This window comes from Myxococcales bacterium (assembly GCA_016716835.1).
Lineage (GTDB): Bacteria > Myxococcota_A > Polyangia > Haliangiales > Haliangiaceae > JADJUW01.
In genome coordinates, this window is record JADJUW010000001.1 from 487,104 (window position 1) to 503,153 (window position 16,050).

Below are 16,050 nucleotides of genomic sequence, written 5' to 3' on the forward strand. Positions count from 1 at the left end.
CTTCGCGCCCGATTGTCGCAGCCCCGCCAGTACCCCCGAGTTAAGCCAATTAGTTTCCCTCTTAAGCCCGCCCTCTGGTTGATTGCGCCGCCCGCGCAGCGAAGACGCACGGCGGGTCCACGGAGAACCATATGAAGAGAACCATGTTTGTGATCGCAATGCTGGCCATCAGCGCAACGTCAGCCTCGGCCGCGACCTACTACACGCAGCCAGGCGATAATAACCTGCGGTGGCTGGTGAGCGCGGCCAATGCCAACCCGGGCGACGATGTCATCGTGATGAAGGCAGGCACGTACGTCCTCAGCGCTTGCCCAGTCGCGACCACGGATGAGGATTTTTTCGACCTTAACCTCAACGGCGATCTCGACGTCATCGATCCGTCGGGCGGCAGCCTTACGTTCCAAGCGGTAGGATGGCCCAATTCTGGGTACGTCTTGCTGACCACGACGTGCGAAAATCAGCGACTCATCGACAACCATGGGCCAGGTGTCGTCAACGTGGTGGGGCTGACGCTCACCGGCGGGCACGCCAGCTACGGTGGCGCCATACGTTCGCAGGTTGCACCGCTGTCGTTGGAGTCCGTCACCTTTAGAGGCAATAACGCGACGTATGGTGGCGCCGTCTGGGTCTCGAAGTACGAGTTTATCGTGCGAAATAGCTGGTTTGAGGGCAATCATGCCACGGACGCAGGTGGGGCGATCAGTATGATTGGGACCACCAGCACGATTTCAAACACTTCGTTTTTCCAAAACTCTTCCGACGAAAATGGGGGGGCGATTCACACGTCAGCAAGTGCCAGCCTGCTGATGACCGATAGCGTGATCGAAGGGAACTCCGCGAAGGAAGGCGGTGGGCTCTACGGTGTAAATTTGAATGCAACCGTGGCCAATTCAAAATTTCGCCTCAACTACGCATTTTCAGATGTGCAGGGATATAACGGCAATGGCGGTGGGGCGTTTTTGTACTGTACGACCGTCGGCCCGTTTTGGATTCCTCGTGCCATCGACCTCGACCCAACGCCGACGTATTTGCCCGATTGCGCCACGTCATTCGTTGATACCGATTTCGAGGTAAACGTCGTTGACGGCACGAGCTCTGCAAGTGGTGGCGCCATTTGGGCGTGGCAAAATGTCGTAAATTTTGACGGCTGCAAGTTTATCGGCAACTATGCGCAGGGGAGCGGTGGCGCGCTCAAGCTGCGTCAGTCGCATAGCAAGATGGTCGATAACCTCTTTTACGTAAACGCCGCGGATGTCAGCGCGGGGGCGCTCGATGCTGTTGAGTTTTCCTATATCATTAGCCGAGACAATCGGTTTTTGCAGAACTCTGCTGAGAGCCTTGCGGGCGCGGTTTTTGTCCGGCAAAACACGATTGGAATTTTCAATGGCGACCGGTTTGAGGGCAACGTCGCCGTCTATAACGGCGCTTTGTCCACGCAATCGGACTCTCGGGTAACGATTAGGTACGCCACCTTCTTTGCAAATGTGGCTCGCAGTAGCTGCGGCGCGATCGGTGACATTAATGCCGAATACGTACAGGTTCATTGGTCGACGTTTGAACAGAACTCAGTGGAGCTGGCTGATGGCGCATTAAGCGGTAACGGGGGCGCCGTGTGCGGGCAGAATCTTTTGATGTATGATTCTCATGTTTTTAATAATTCGGCGAATCTCGGCGGGGGCATTTCTGGTTCGATATTTGGCACGGCGCAAATTTACCGGACGACCGTTGAGGGGAATCACGCCGCGAGCAGCGGTGGTGGAGCCTGGGGGAACCTCAATATTTACTCGTCAACTTTTACCGGCAATACATCGGAAGCCAACCGAGGCGCCGCGATCAATGTCGGATCTGGTTACCGATTATATCTCTACAATTCCACCATCGCGCTCAACGGAACCGCCGAGATCTGGGGTGGGGACCAGCTGCGCGTCACTGGCGAATACACGCTGCATGGCAACTATGTCGGCAACGCGCCCGGGAACGTTAAGGATTGCTATGTGAAGCTTGGCACGACGTCTACGCAGCCATTTACCAACAACTATGACACCGACGGGACGTGCCAATTGCCTATTGGCGGCGGCAACGTGTCGGGCGGCGCCGATGCGATTTATGGAGCCCTTGGATATTTTGGCGGCTTTGCGCCGACCCTGCAAATGTACGCGAATAGCCCCATCGTGGATGCGTATTCCTGCCCGCTGGGTATTTCGGATGACCAGCGCGGTCGCACGAGGCCACAACTCCAAGCGTGCGACTACGGCGCAACGGAATTTGTCTATAGCGAGGAGAATCCATAAGGACGTGCCGTCCGGCGCAACGCATGACCGCGAGGCGGCTGCTTTAAGGCACAAACCCAAGCACCGGAGGATCTTCCTGCAGCACATCCAGGGTCCACGTGCCCAGCAGGACGCGGCCACCGCACTTCGTCGATAGGGCGGGGTCGATCATGTCGAGCTCGCCGATCGAGATTGGACCCGCTCCCAGCGTAAATACCTCGCTGATGCTGTAGTTGTCTCCGTTGGTATAGCAGTCGCGGATCCATGCGGATTCCGCCACCGCCTCCAGGCTCAACGTTAGCGGCGCTTCCAATGGCGTGCCGGCCAACGTCGCGCTCATCTCACTTCGGTTCACCGTCAAGGTTAGCCCCGTAAAATCTTCAAGCGTAAAGCCCTCGGCGTCGACGAAGTCGATCGTAAACACGCCATCGGGCACGAGATTGGGTGCAGGCGGGACATCGGTTTGCGTGTTGTCGTCGCAGCCGGCCACGGCCAAGAGGCCCATGAAGCCGGCGAGCAGCGTTCGGGTGATCGAGGTTGAGAGGCTGGACATCGCGAAACCTTCGCAAAGGCGACGGACGCTAGGCAAGCACATTCAACATCTTCATCGTGTTCATCGTGCCGCGCGTCACACCAAACTGCTCGTGGGCTGAGACGCGCCGAAGCACTTCTTGCGCGTTTATCGTCCCGGCCAGCAGCGCCTGATAGGCGGCGATCACCGTCTGCGCCTGCTCGCCGGTTTCCCGCACCAGCTCGACGCGGACGCGCGCCAGGCCAAGGGGGCGCAAGGTCTCAAGCACGCGCGGCGCCGACTGTGCCTGCGCGTTGAACACGGTGTTTCGGCAAGCGACGTCGACCACGACGGGGTGCACCAGGCCGGTGCGATCTTTAAGCGAGACTTGGTGCGCTTCGCACGGCCGGCCGCAGGTCTTGTAGTCGGCGCCTTTTGATAGCAAATGCGCATAGACGCAATGCTCGGTGTGAAACGTCGGGATGTGGTGATGCAACGTAACGGTGGCGCAGGCGCCGCCGGTCGCGGTGAGCAACGCGGTGAGTTGCTCGACATCTAGGTCATGCGACGGAGTGTAGGTCGCAAGGCCCGCCTGTAACACCCACGCCGCGGTAAGGCTGTTGGTGATGTTGAGCGAATAGTCGCCGTGTAGCACCGGCCGATCGGACACGGGCAGGTCGCGAAAAAAGGCCAGCGAACCCCAGCTGCGCACCAGCACCCAGTCGGGCGCGAGCTTGGCGATGCGCTGGTCGAGCTTCTCGTCGCCGGGCTTTTGGATGCGCACGGTGGCGATGCCAACGGCCAGCCCCGCGGCGCGCGCCTTGGCCACCGCGGCCCCCATGCCGACAAATTCCATCCAGTCGATTTCGACATGCGTCGCGCCGGCGGCGATCGCGGCGTCGAGCTGCGCATCGTTGCGGCACATGACGACCAACTGCGGCGTTGTCGCCACAGGTTCGGCGCCAGCCAGCTCGGCGCGCAGCGACGCCAAGGCAATCTCGACGGTTTGCGCCGGGGCAGGGCGGCGAGGTCCATCCACCATCGCGGCCTCAAGCTGCGTAGTGAGCTCGCGACGCATGGCATTGATTTCGGAAACCGGCACGTGCAAGCCCGCTTCGACCTCGGCGACGAACTGTCCAAGATGAAAATCGGTGCCGCCAAATTTGCCCAGCTTGTCGCGCAAGACCTCGGTAGCCAGGCCTGCGCCGGTCGCCGCGGCGAGCGCCGATGTAGAACTCGCGCTGACCCACGTCGCCCCGCCGTCGACGCTAGCGCGCGCCACCAGCGGTGCACCCGCCGCGCCACGCACGTCAACCGCCACCGGCAGGCGCCCAAGCGGCTTTTGCCCGCGCGCGACGTCGGCGCGCGACTGCTTTTCCACGGCTGGCGCCGACGTAATCCAAACTTCCGCGCCGGGCTTGACGCGCGTTAGCTCTGGGCCTGGCTTGCCAAAACGCAGTGCCCATTGCCCGGGGCCGGCGACGAAGGCGTCAAAAATTGGGCCGCCGGTTTCCGCGGCCTGGCCTTCATGCGAATCAAACACCACGCCTTGCCCTGCGATCGGCGAGATGCGCGGCATCAGGCCATTGTCGCGGCCCGGAATTGTCTCGCCGCTCGCCGGCTGTTCGTCGACCAGCACCAGCTCGCGCTCAATGCGTCGCACCGTGCCCAGGTACACGCCGCGATGCCGCGGCACCTTGCCCACCACCAACGCCTGATGATTGGCGCCGGCAAAAAAGCCCGGCGAAAACCCGCGCGAGTACGCCATCGCCATCGCGGCGACGTCTTCATCGCGCGCCGCCGCCGCGCCATCGACGGCGTGGCGATAGGCCGTCACCGCGGTCGCGACATAGTTGGCGTCTTTTTGCCGGCCTTCGATTTTTAGGCTGGCAACGCCGATTTCCGCCAGCGCCGGCACGACGTCGATGCCCGCCAAGTCTTGCGGGCTAAGCAAATACTGGACGTCACCCAGCGCGCGCGCCTGGCCATCGACCTGCAGCTCATACGGCAGGCGACACGATTGCGCGCATTGCCCGCGATTGGCCGAGCGCCCGCCCCACGATTCGCTGGTGAGGCATTGCCCGCTCCACGAAACGCACAGCGCGCCGTGGATAAATACTTCGAGTTCCACATCCGTGCCCGCGGCATAGGCCGCGATGTCGGCGACCGAGAGCTCGCGCGGCACCACGACGCGCGAGAGCCCGAGCCCCTTCACCAGATTAGCGGCGAGCGGGCTGGCGACCGTCATCTGCGTCGAGCCATGCACCTCAAGCGAAAGGTCGAGTGCGCGTGCCAGCAGCGCGACCGCCGGGTCTTGCACAATGACCGCGTCGACGCCGGCGGCGTCCAGCGCGATAAGCAACCCCGCCGCGGTGGCGAGCTCGCTCTCGAAGACCAGCGTATTAAAGGTAACAAAGCCGCGCGCGTTGCCGCGGTGGATGACGCTCATGATTTCGGGCAGCTCAGCGATTGCAAAGTTACTGGCCCGCGCCCGCGCGTTGAAGCCCTCCTGCAGGCCAAAATAAATCGCGTCGGCACCGGTGGCGAGTGCCGCGAAAAGTTGCTCGCGCCCACCTGCGGGGGCGAGGACCTCGGGCTTGCGTGGCGTCGTCGTCATCGTCGCTCCACTTGGCATGGGCGCGCCCACGGCGCAAGCAAATACGACGTTTCCCGCGGCCCGCGTTGTCAGCGCGGCGGCCCTGCCTTACTGTGCCGCCATGACCGAAATCGAGTCCCACCTACACGAGCTGCGGACGTTTCCGCCGCCACCCTCATTTGCCGCCAAAGCGCGCGTCGATGCCGCCTCGGGCGCCGCCTTGCGCGAGCTCGCCGCCACCGACCTCAACAAGTATTGGCGCAGCGTCGCGCAGCATCTCTACTGGGAGCGCGTGCCGACCCAAATCGCCACCTACACCCCGGGTGCGTTTCACGACGCCACGTGGTTTGCCGACGGCACCACCAACCTCGCCTACAACTGCCTCGACCGCCACATCGCCGCAGGGCTGGGAGGCAAGCGCGCGTTGATCTGGGAAGGCGAGCCGGGCGACAGCCGCGAGTTTACCTACGACCAACTCTTTGCGGAGGTCGCCAAGGCGTCCAATGCCTTGGTGGCGCTGGGCGTAACGCGCAACGATGCCGTCGCGATCTATATGCCGCAGGTGCCCGAGGCGATGATCGCGATGCTGGCGTGTACGCGGCTCGGCGTCATGTACACGGTGGTGTTTGGCGGCTTTTCGTCGACCGCGCTGGGCGATCGCATGGTCGACTGCGACGCCAAGTTTGTCATCACGGCCGACGGCGGCTATCGCCGAGGGGCCGCGCTCGATCTCAAGAGCGCCGTCGATGCCGCGGTCGCCGACCTCGACGTCAAACATGTGCTGGTGGTCAAGCGCACCGGCGCCGCTTGCAACATGAAGGCGGGGCGCGATGTGTGGTGGCACGACGTCGTCGGCGCCGCGAGCGCCGAGCACAAGCCGGTGTGGCTGCCGTCCGAACATCCGTTGTTTACGCTTTACACCAGCGGCAGCACCGGCAAGCCCAAGGGCCTGGTGCACACCACCGGCGGCTATATGGTCGCGGCCTACCAATCGACCAAGCTCGTGTTCGACATGCGCGACGACGACATTTATTGGTGCACCGCCGACATCGGCTGGATCACCGGTCACACCTATGTCACCTATGGGCCGCTGCTCAACGCCGCCACGGTCTTCATCTATGAGGGCGGGCCGATGCATCCCACCCCAGCGCGTTTTTGGCAGATGATCGAAAAATGGAAGGTGTCGATTTTCTACACCGCACCCACCGCCATTCGCGCCTTCATGCGCACCGGCGTCGACCACGTCAAGGCGCACTCGCTGGCGTCGTTGCGCCTGCTAGGCAGCGTCGGCGAGCCAATTAATCCCGAAGCGTGGATGTGGTACCACGAGCACATCGGCGGCGGCCGTTGCCCGATCGTCGACACCTGGTGGCAAACCGAAACCGGCAGCATCATGATCTCGCCGCTCCCAGGCGAAATCGCGACCAAGCCCGGCTCGGCGACCAAGCCGCTGCCGGGTATCGCGGCCGTAGTTGCGCACAAAGACGGCACGCTGGCGGCGCCCAACGAAGGCGGCTACCTCGCGGTGACCGCGCCGTGGCCGTCGATGGCGCGCACCATTCGCGGCGATCATCAGCGCTTCATTGACACGTACTTCAAAGACATCCCCGGCATGTATTTTGCCGGCGATGGCGCGCGGCAAGATGCAGATGGCTATCTGTGGGTACTCGGCCGCGTCGACGACGTCCTCAACGTCTCGGGGCATCGCCTCAGCACCATGGAAGTCGAAAGCGCGGTGGTCTCGCACATGTCGGTGGCTGAGGCCGCCGTGGTCGGTCGCCCCGACGAACTCAAAGGGCAGGGCATCGTTGTGTTTGTCACGCCCAAGCAAGGCGTGGTCGCCGACGACGCGCTCGCCACCGCCATTCGCGCCAAAGTCGTCGCCGAAATCGGCGCGCTGGCACGGCCCGACGAGATTCGCTTCACCGAATCGCTGCCCAAGACGCGCTCGGGCAAGATCATGCGCCGCCTGCTGCGCGAAATCGCCAGCGGCAAGGGCGTCGCCGGCGACGTCACCACGCTCGAAGACCAGGCCTCGCTCGAGCGCCTCGCCCAGTCGTATCAGCACGAAGATTAGGGTCACTCCCACCTTCCGATTGCCTCGTAATTACCACCGGTTAAACCCGGTGCTGCGTAGTCACCTTCGCTTAACCGTGATCACGCAGTAGCCTAGTTAATATCTTGAAATAGCTGTTGAATTTCGGGCAGGGAGTGACCCTGCTAGTCGTCAAAAAAGCCTGGACACTTCTGATTAACCACCAGGCAAGATGCTGGCCATTCTGAGGCTGGTATTTCTTGGTTGGAGCAATTCACAGCTGCCATCGACTCGTACCTCAGGTATAGGTCTTTGTCACAGCTGTAGACTTCGTCTACCGTTGCGTTGCACGTCTGAACATCGTTGTCGTCTTGCAGAAAAATACAACTGTCTTCGGTCGCTTCACAGTCGCCTTCTTCGATGATGCACGCTGGCAGGTCATCGGCACTGGCAACGCAAGCCTCGAACGTCGTTGGATTGCAGGACGTCTGTTCAGCAAGCAAGCAGACTTCTGCCTTGTAGCCGACGAGAGCGTCCGCGGAAGGTAGCGGAATCTGCTTGCAAGCTGCATGGATTTCATCGGTCGACAATGAGGAGACGAGCCTGTCGTCCAAGTCGTGAGCGGCGGGGCCATCGGCACAAGCCAAGAGCGCATTTGTATACAAGCCGCAAACAAGCACCACTAAGTGGGATTTCTTCATTTCCAATTCATTATCTATAAGTCAGTTTGAGTCAACCGGAATCAAATAGCTGCCAACCATTGCCATGCAGTGCAGTTGAATAGGTCACATCTGAAATCTGTGCAACTCGGGAAGGGTTGCTAACTTTCGCGACGTTAGCAAGCATCGGCGAGGCGCCCAAGCGCCGCCATATCGCGCACGGCAAGTGCGGCACGCGCCCGCGCGGCCTGGGCCTCGTCGAGTCTTACAATGACTTCATAATAGGCCGCCGAATGATTCTTCAGGATTGCCAAGTAATAGACGTCGGCCTCCACAGCCTTCAGCAGCACGAAATGAAAAGGGACCTGCGCGAGTTCGGTCACATCGATAATCTGGCCGTTGTGCGCGAGCTTGCGCCACGTCAAGAGATAAAGGCGGGCTGGAGGCTCCCACGCCACCGCATCGCCTTCCTCGGGCGGAAGGTCGTGGAGTTGATTAATGCCGCGCAGCTCGCCCAAGGCGGCCAGCAGGCGATCCAAGCCGTCGGCGAAGCTCATCGTCTCGTCGAGCGGCACGGGGGCGTGCGACAGCGAGCTGTAAGTTCCCAGATGGCAGGCAACATCCGTCATGACGTCGCGGATGATCCCATTAATCGGGACCGTGCGATGGCGCTCGATGATTGGGGCGAATGCCTGGGCCATGGATGTTTTGGCGCCGCGGCGTTGCAGCACGTCGGTGACCTCGTCGAGATAGGCGAGGTCAGCCGGGGAAAACGGGAGGGCCTTCATCGTGAGGCGGCAATGGTAGCAGCAAAGCCTAGGTGGTCCATCACCCCAGTGACGCACGACTGGCGCCGGTCAAGCGCCCTCGGTTATGCCGCAGCGGGGGCACTCACGGGTTGAAACTAATAATCCGTTGCGGCTAGCCTCGCGACCCGCCGGCTGCCGCGCCTTTTGCCTTGCATCGCATCCGGGTTTGCGGGACCTTGCGGCGCATGGTGGTCCACGGCGTAAGGGCAGGCACATGGCGGGTCGCGTTGGTGCTTGCGGCCGTGCTTGGCGCCTGCAGTAACGACGCACCGCCCACCAACGTGCCGTGCGCTGGCGCAGGGTGCGTCCCGGGGCAACCCACCGAACCGCAATGGGATATCCCGGGCGTGTTTGGCGTGCCCAATCTCGACGACGATGACGCCAACGACGTCGCGGATTTTTTCCAGCCGTGGTGGGCCGGCGATGACGATGCGTCGCTGGTGGTGCTGGCGGCGAGCGACCTGGCGCTTGTTGGCGAAGGCGAAACGCTGACGTTGATGCTCGAAGGCGAGGCGGCGGCTATCAAGATTTATTTTGGCGACACGCAGATTCTCGGCGCGAATGTCGCCGCGACCTCGTATGACCTTGCGTTGCCCGCCGCCGCGGAGCGCAGTGATGTGGAACTTCGCATCTCGTTTGGAAACTATGCGGGGGCAGGCACCCTGAAGCTGTCGCATCGCGCCGCGGATGGCAAGCAGCTGCCGGGCAAGGAAATCAGCTTGCAGGCCGCGCCGCTCATCACCAATCATCATCTGCAAGACGCCGAGCACGTGTGGGCACTGCGGCAGGGCAGCGGCAATAACGCGGCCTTTATTGACGCCTTTGAGGATGCCCTTGGCAGCAAGTTCACGGCTATTCCCAGCAGCGGCTACGGTGGCGATGTCTGGGTGCAGGACGAATTCGAATTTGCCACGCTGACTGGCGAAGCAGGCCAGCGCGTCGACGTCGTCATCGACTCGATTCGAAATCGAGGCATCGACGCGTATAAGCACGTGCTCGTCGGCGATGGCCGCGATGCCTTGCGACAGACGTGGGGTGTTGTGGCCGACCGCAGCTCGTATGACTCGTTCGGCAATCTCGAGGCCTCGCCGCCCGTGACCGTTGGTGGCGTGGCGTACCCGTTTGGGCGCATCTACTACGGACGCGAAAATGGCGTCGGCATCAGCGGCGTGCTTGCTGAGTTCCTCACTAGCCAAAAAGTGCAGGCCCCGTTTGAGTTGCCGACGCGGTGGCTTTGTGTGGGCCATGTCGATGAGTTTTCGAGCTTCGTCCCAGACGCAAGTTCGCCCAAAGGATTTAAGTTAGTGCTCGCCGACGTACGCAGCGCCTGGACCCTGTTGCAAGGCCTTCCGAGCAACTATGCGCTGCCCTTGTATGACAACGATCATGGCTACGGCACCGTTGGCGAATTGCTCGGGGACAACGATTTGGTCGCGCTCAACAACGACCTGCAGCAAGATCAGCTCGACGTGATTCGCAATCGCTTTAAGACGGAGCTTGGGCTTGATGACAGCGACATCGTCTTGGTGCCGAGCCTGTTTGAAACCGTTGGCGGTTGTGGCGGGCGGGTCGCGGCGCTGATCCCTGGCATGGTCAATTTGACCGTGGCGCGCGTCGGCAGCACGACGCACCTGTTTACCGCCGACCCATTTTTTCGCAGCGCGGGCGGGCAGGTCGCCGATCCGGTCATCCAGTCCTTCAAGGCCGCGATGCCCGCCGGCCTCACCATGCATTTTGTCGACGACTGGGACACCTATCATATGGGTCTCGGTGAGGTGCACTGCGGCAGCAATGTTCGCCGCGCGCCCGCCACGAGCGGTTGGTGGACCAATACCCAAGCGTTGTTAGGATGGTGATCGTATGAAGCGCATCTGTTTTTTTTGCTTGGCCTTGGTAGCCGCGGTTGCGTGCGCCGATGATGCGCAACCGGCAGCGGCGCCACACGTCGATTATTTGACGTTGGCGCCCACGCCCACGCGCGCAGGCCACTTGCGATTCTCCACCTCGGAGATTCATCAGGCCGAAGCTGCCGCCGCCTTCTTGCAACGCCTGCAAGCCGGTGGCGAGTCCGCCGCGGTTCGCCTTGCACTCGTCGAGGCGCTACCGCGGACCGGCGGCGCGTTTGCCGAGGCGCTCGTCGCGTATCTACCTCGCGAAGCCGACGCCTCGGTGCGGGGCGCCATCGTCGCTACCTCGCGGCGTGCGCCTGCCTCCTCCGCGACGTTGTTGGTTGCGCGTGGTTTTGCTGATGCCGCAGCTGACGTGCGCGCCGAGGCCGCGCGCGCGGCGGCATCGCTCGCAGATGGCGCCCAATTTCACGCGCAGCTCGCCCACGCGTTGACCGACCACCATGCCGACGTGCGGCAAGCGGCGGCAGCTTCGATAGGCGTGCTTGGGCTCACGGCAGGCGGCGCCGCGCTCCTAGCGGCGACGAGCGATGCAAATCCAGACGTTCGCGTCGCGGCCTTTCGCGCCTATGCGCGCGTCGCGCCGACGGCGGCTCACGACACCGCCCTGGTACGCCGTATGGCTACCGACACCGACGAGCGCGTCCGTGCGCTCGCGCGATCGCTGGCGTCGACAAATCCTTAACGCCATGAATGCGCCATGGGTGCCACAGCGAGTGGTCGATGCCGCGCAGGCGCAGGCGCTCATGCAGGAGGCATGGCCATCGCTTCAAATCGACTCGATCGTGGCCTTTGGCGCCGGTTGGGACAACACCGCGTTTCTGGTGAATCAGGCGTGGGTGGTGCGGTTTCCTCGTCGCGAAAACTGCGTCGTCTCGATGCGTCGCGAAATCGCTGCCTTGCCGCTGCTCGCCGCCAAGCTGCCGCTCAAGATTCCCGTGCCGACATTTGTTTGCGACGGCACACCCTCGTTTGACTGGCCGTTTGCCGCCTACCCGGTGGTGCCCGGCGCGACGGCTTGCAAGTTGGCCTTGTCCGACGACGAGCGCCTTGCGGCCGCGCCGCGCGTAGCGGACTTCTTGCGCGCGTTGCACGCGATCGATCGTACGGAGCTGGCGGCGGCGGCCCTCCCAGAAGTGCGGTTTGACTTCGCCGTGCTAGCGACTTGGGAAGAGCGCACCGCCTCACGGCTAGACACGCTGGTCGCCGCCGGCCTCGTGCCACCATCGCGACGTGCGGCGCTGATGAGCGTCATCGAGCGCGGAGGGGGAGGGCTCCCCAGCACCGCGGTGGTGCTGCACGGGGACTTGTATGTCCGTCACATCGTAATGGACGCGGGGCGCACGGTCGCTGGCATCATCGACTGGGGCGATGTCGAGTTCGGCGACGTAGCGCGCGATCTCGCCGTGGCCTTTACCATGTTCCCACCGCGGGCGCGAGAACACTTCCTCGGCGGGTACGGTGCGACGACTGCCGATGCAGATTTTGCGCAGGTGATCGGTACGCACCACGCTGTTTCCGCACTCGCCTATGCCCATGCGCAAGATGACGCAGACCTAAGGCGAGAGATGCTGCTAGCAACAGCTTGGCTGACGATGGGCTAAGTGCGCCACGCGCGCGCTATGCGCGGCTTGCCTTGCGGCCCGTGACCGCGCCATAGATGAGAACCAACGCCACCGCGCCGATGACGCTGGCGATGATGCCCGGGCCTTCGCCTGCGGTGTCGTACCAACCCATGGCACGCCCTAGGAAGCCCACCAGCACGGCGCCGGCGACGCCGAGCAGCATGGTGGCTAGCATGCCACCATCTTGTTTGCCCGGAATTACAAACTTGGCCAGGGCGCCAACGACGAGACCAATTATCAACATCCAAATAAATGACATCATGAGAAACTCCTTTGCATTAGCAATGGTGGGAACCTATGCAGGTTCCGTTCCAGGTCGCACGCCTTACGGCCGCAGCAACCGGGCAATCTGCACGCGCGGCAGTCGCGAGCGTGGGTGCTCATGCGCGCTCGCGCACATCGCATTTAGCGACGCGGGGCATGGCGGCGGGCAAGCGCCACGTACGCCCAGACCACCAGCGCGACCGCGAGAATCGCAAACTTGATCGCGGCGAATACCGTGGCGCCCCAGCCAAGGGTGGCCGTGGGTTGACCCAAGCACGCCACATACAAGTAGATGTTTTCGACGACGTCACACGCGCCGGCACCCCACACCGACCACGCGAGCGGCGTTGCCCAGCGCGGCGGCGCCACGCCCGCGCGTTGCCACGTCATCGCCAGGCCCAAGATGAGGCCCGTGGTGTAGAGCGGGATAAATAAAAAATCGATGCCGAGTTGAAAGGCCAAGATGCGCACCGCGCGCTCGCCATAGCTGGTCATCATCGCCGGCAGCGCGCCGAAATTGAGCTCGAGCGAAAACACGCCCGCGGGCACCGCGGCGTTCTTGAGGGCGTTACCGGTGACGACCATGACGCCGCCGACGACGGCCGTGAAAATTAAAAAAAGCCAGAACAATCGCCGCGTCGCCGACGGCGCCAAGGCAAGGCAGGGATGCATCGCCGTCGACACTACGTTACATCGCGCGACAACGCACCTGAACGCGATTCGAACTTGGGGAGATCCCGCATTCGGCGTTCGATGGCGCTTTACTCACTGCGCGACCATCTATATAACGCGCGGCATTAAGGAGCCAAAGGATACAATATGATAGCAGCGCTCAGTTACCTTGCGGCCGCTATGTCGGCGGCCTCGCCACATGGTGCGTCGGCCCGTCCAACCAGCGAAGCCGGCCTCGTCCTACCCGATTTCTCCAACACGTTTAATGGCACGTTGACCTACTTCGGCATGTCGGGGTGGAGCCTCCTGGCCCTTGGCCTGGTGGTCTGCGTCATTGGCCTCATCTTCGGGATGGTGGTGTTTAACCGCCTCAAGAACATGGAAGTCCATGGCTCGATGAAGACCATCTCCGAGCTCATCTACGAGACCTGCAAGACCTATCTCAAGACGCAGGCGAAGTTCATCGCGATTCTGTGGGTGTTCATCGCCACCATTATCGTCGTCTACTTCGGCGTCCTCGAGAAAGTCGAAGTGCCCAAGGTCGCCGCGATTGCGCTGTTCTCGGTCATTGGCATTCTCGGCTCGACGCTGGTCGCCTTTTTCGGCATCCGCGTCAACACCTTTGCCAACTCGCGCACGGCCTTTGCGGCGCTGCGTGGCAAGCCTTACCCAACCTATGCCATCCCGCTGCAAGCCGGCATGAGCATCGGCACCATGCTGATTTCGGTTGAGCTTCTGCTCATGCTCGCCATCATGCTGTTCATGCCTGCCGAGTACGCTGGCCCTTGCTTCATCGGCTTTGCGGTCGGTGAATCACTGGGCGCCGCGGCGCTGCGCATTGCCGGCGGCATCTTCACCAAGATCGCCGACATTGGCTCTGACCTCATGAAGATCGTCTTTAACATCAAAGAAGACGACGCGCGCAACCCAGGCGTCATCGCCGACTGCACCGGCGACAATGCCGGCGACTCGGTCGGCCCAACCGCCGACGGCTTTGAAACCTACGGCGTCACCGGCGTCGCGCTCATCACCTTCATCCTCGTCGCGATCCCGGTTCTCCCCGGCATCGACCTCGGAGCGCAAATGCAGGCCGTGTTGCTCGTCTGGATCTTCTTTCTTCGCGTCATCATGATCCTCGCCTCGATCGGCAGCTACCTGGTGAACGAAATGGTCACCAAGGCCAAGAACGCCAACGTCGACAAGATGGACTTCGAGCACCCGCTCACCGTGCTGGTGTGGCTGACCTCGATCGTTTCCATCGGCCTTACGTACCTGGTGTCCTACTTCCTCATCGGCCCAGGTGGCTCAGAGATCGCAAATCTACCCAATGGCCTGTGGTGGAAGCTCTCGACCATTATTTCTTGCGGCACGCTCGCCGGCGCGGTCATTCCTGAAGCGGTCAAGGTGTTCACCTCAACCAAGTCGGGTCACGTCAAAGAGGTCGTGCAAGCCTCGCGCGAAGGCGGCGCCTCGCTCAACGTGCTCGCCGGTCTCACCGCAGGCAACTTCTCGGCCTATTGGATGGGGCTTATCATTGTCGGCCTCATGGCGATTGCCTGGCAAGTGTCGGCCTCGGCCGGCCTGGGCGAACTGCTCATGGCCGTCAACAATGCCGGCGGCGAAGGCTCAGAGACCTTCATGAATCCGTTCGCGATTAGTGCCGCAGCGGCGGTGTTCGCCTTTGGCCTGGTAGCGTTTGGCTTCCTCGGCATGGGCCCGGTCACCATTGCCGTCGATTCGTACGGTCCGGTCACCGACAACGCGCAATCTGTCTACGAGCTCTCGATGATTGAAAGCGAGCCGAACATCAGGGAAGACCTTAAGAAAAACTTTGGCTTTGAGCCGCAGTTCGAAAAAGCCAAGGAATTCCTCGAAGAAAACGACGGCGCTGGCAACACCTTCAAGGCCACGGCAAAGCCGGTGCTCATCGGCACCGCCGTCGTTGGCGCGACCACGATGATCTTTGCCATCATCATGATGCTGACCCAGGGCCTCAAGCCTGAGTTCGTCGGCTTCCTCTCGATGGTGCATCCGCCATTTCTGCTCGGGCTCATCACCGGCGGCGCCATCATCTATTGGTTCACCGGCGCCTCGACGCAGGCGGTTTCGACCGGCGCCTACCGCGCGGTGGAATTCATCAAGGCCAACATCAAGCTCGACGACGGCGCCACCAAGGCCAGCGTCGAAGACTCCAAGAAGGTCGTCGAAATCTGCACCCTCTACGCGCAGAAGGGCATGTTCAACATCTTCATGACCATCTTCTTCTCGACGCTCGCCTTTGCCTGCGCCGATCCGTTCTTCTTCATCGGCTACCTCATCTCGATGGCGCTCTTTGGCCTCTACCAAGCCATCTTTATGGCGAACGCCGGTGGCGCCTGGGACAATGCCAAGAAGATCGTCGAAACCGAACTCAAGGAAAAAGGCACGGATCTGCACGCGGCTTGCGTGGTTGGCGACACCGTCGGCGACCCGTTCAAGGACACCTCGTCTGTCGCGCTCAATCCGGTCATCAAGTTCACCACGCTGTTTGGCGTGTTGGCGGTTGGCATGGCCGTTCAGCTCTCTGACACCGTGAACATGGTCATCGCGATCAGCTGCTTTGTGGTGTCGGCGTTCTTTGCCTGGCGGTCATTTTATGGCATGCGCATAGGCAGCGACAGCAAAGCCGCGTAACAGAACGCCGTGAGTGGGGATCTTGCGGT

General features: G+C 62.0%; 12 protein-coding genes. 6 read left to right on the plus strand and 6 right to left on the minus strand.

From position 1 onward, the window contains the following. Positions 1 to 434 precede the first annotated feature (434 nt). Entirely contained in the window at positions 435 to 2,291 is a 1,857-nt protein-coding gene (locus IPL79_02075; GenBank protein MBK9069787.1) for a hypothetical protein, read from the plus strand. 43 nt (positions 2,292 to 2,334) lie between these two features. On the opposite strand, the gene IPL79_02080 is transcribed toward IPL79_02075, so the two are convergent. Both IPL79_02080 and IPL79_02085 read right to left on the minus strand, forming a co-directional pair. Beyond that, positions 2,335 to 2,823 (minus strand): hypothetical protein, encoded by a 489-nt coding sequence (locus IPL79_02080; GenBank protein MBK9069788.1) that lies wholly within the window; start codon positions 2,821 to 2,823, stop codon positions 2,335 to 2,337. 28 nt (positions 2,824 to 2,851) lie between these two features. Beyond that, entirely contained in the window at positions 2,852 to 5,398 is a 2,547-nt protein-coding gene (locus IPL79_02085) for a U32 family peptidase (GenBank protein MBK9069789.1), read from the minus strand. A 100-nt stretch (positions 5,399 to 5,498) separates the two neighbouring features. Between IPL79_02085 and acs the strand changes: the two genes are divergently transcribed. After that, positions 5,499 to 7,454, plus strand: a complete 1,956-nt coding sequence (gene acs / locus IPL79_02090; protein MBK9069790.1) for an acetate--CoA ligase — start codon at positions 5,499 to 5,501, stop codon at positions 7,452 to 7,454. Between the two features lie 143 nt (positions 7,455 to 7,597). On the opposite strand, the gene IPL79_02095 is transcribed toward acs, so the two are convergent. Together IPL79_02095 and IPL79_02100 are read right to left on the minus strand one after the other, a co-directional pair. Continuing rightward, positions 7,598 to 8,113 (minus strand): hypothetical protein, encoded by a 516-nt coding sequence (locus IPL79_02095; GenBank protein MBK9069791.1) that lies wholly within the window; start codon positions 8,111 to 8,113, stop codon positions 7,598 to 7,600. A 134-nt stretch (positions 8,114 to 8,247) separates the two neighbouring features. Then, the gene (locus tag IPL79_02100; protein MBK9069792.1) at positions 8,248 to 8,859 is read right to left on the minus strand and encodes a hypothetical protein; all 612 of its coding nucleotides are present in this window, start codon (positions 8,857 to 8,859) and stop codon (positions 8,248 to 8,250) included. Between the two features lie 206 nt (positions 8,860 to 9,065). Between IPL79_02100 and IPL79_02105 the strand changes: the two genes are divergently transcribed. Genes IPL79_02105 through IPL79_02115 form a run of 3 tightly spaced genes read left to right on the plus strand, consistent with a single transcriptional unit; the run spans position 9,066 to position 12,391 of the window. Further along, on the plus strand, positions 9,066 to 10,736 hold the full coding sequence (locus IPL79_02105; GenBank protein MBK9069793.1) for a hypothetical protein: 1,671 nt from the start codon (positions 9,066 to 9,068) through the stop codon (positions 10,734 to 10,736). 4 nt (positions 10,737 to 10,740) lie between these two features. Then, positions 10,741 to 11,472 carry a HEAT repeat domain-containing protein gene (locus IPL79_02110; protein MBK9069794.1) on the plus strand — a complete coding sequence of 244 codons (732 nt, stop codon included), beginning with the start codon at positions 10,741 to 10,743 and terminating at the stop codon, positions 11,470 to 11,472. A 4-nt stretch (positions 11,473 to 11,476) separates the two neighbouring features. Continuing rightward, positions 11,477 to 12,391: a phosphotransferase gene (locus IPL79_02115; protein ID MBK9069795.1), complete on the plus strand. Its 915-nt coding sequence runs from the start codon at positions 11,477 to 11,479 to the stop codon at positions 12,389 to 12,391. Between the two features lie 16 nt (positions 12,392 to 12,407). Here the strand turns inward: IPL79_02115 and IPL79_02120 are convergent, their stop codons facing one another. Together IPL79_02120 and IPL79_02125 are read right to left on the minus strand one after the other, a co-directional pair. After that, the gene (locus IPL79_02120) at positions 12,408 to 12,671 is read right to left on the minus strand and encodes a GlsB/YeaQ/YmgE family stress response membrane protein (GenBank protein MBK9069796.1); all 264 of its coding nucleotides are present in this window, start codon (positions 12,669 to 12,671) and stop codon (positions 12,408 to 12,410) included. A gap of 146 nt (positions 12,672 to 12,817) precedes the next feature. Beyond that, on the minus strand, positions 12,818 to 13,348 hold the full coding sequence (locus tag IPL79_02125) for a hypothetical protein (protein MBK9069797.1): 531 nt from the start codon (positions 13,346 to 13,348) through the stop codon (positions 12,818 to 12,820). Between the two features lie 147 nt (positions 13,349 to 13,495). On the opposite strand from IPL79_02125, the gene IPL79_02130 reads away from it, so the two are divergent. Then, positions 13,496 to 16,021, plus strand: a complete 2,526-nt coding sequence (locus IPL79_02130) for a sodium-translocating pyrophosphatase (GenBank protein ID MBK9069798.1) — start codon at positions 13,496 to 13,498, stop codon at positions 16,019 to 16,021. Positions 16,022 to 16,050: the final 29 nt, after the last annotated feature.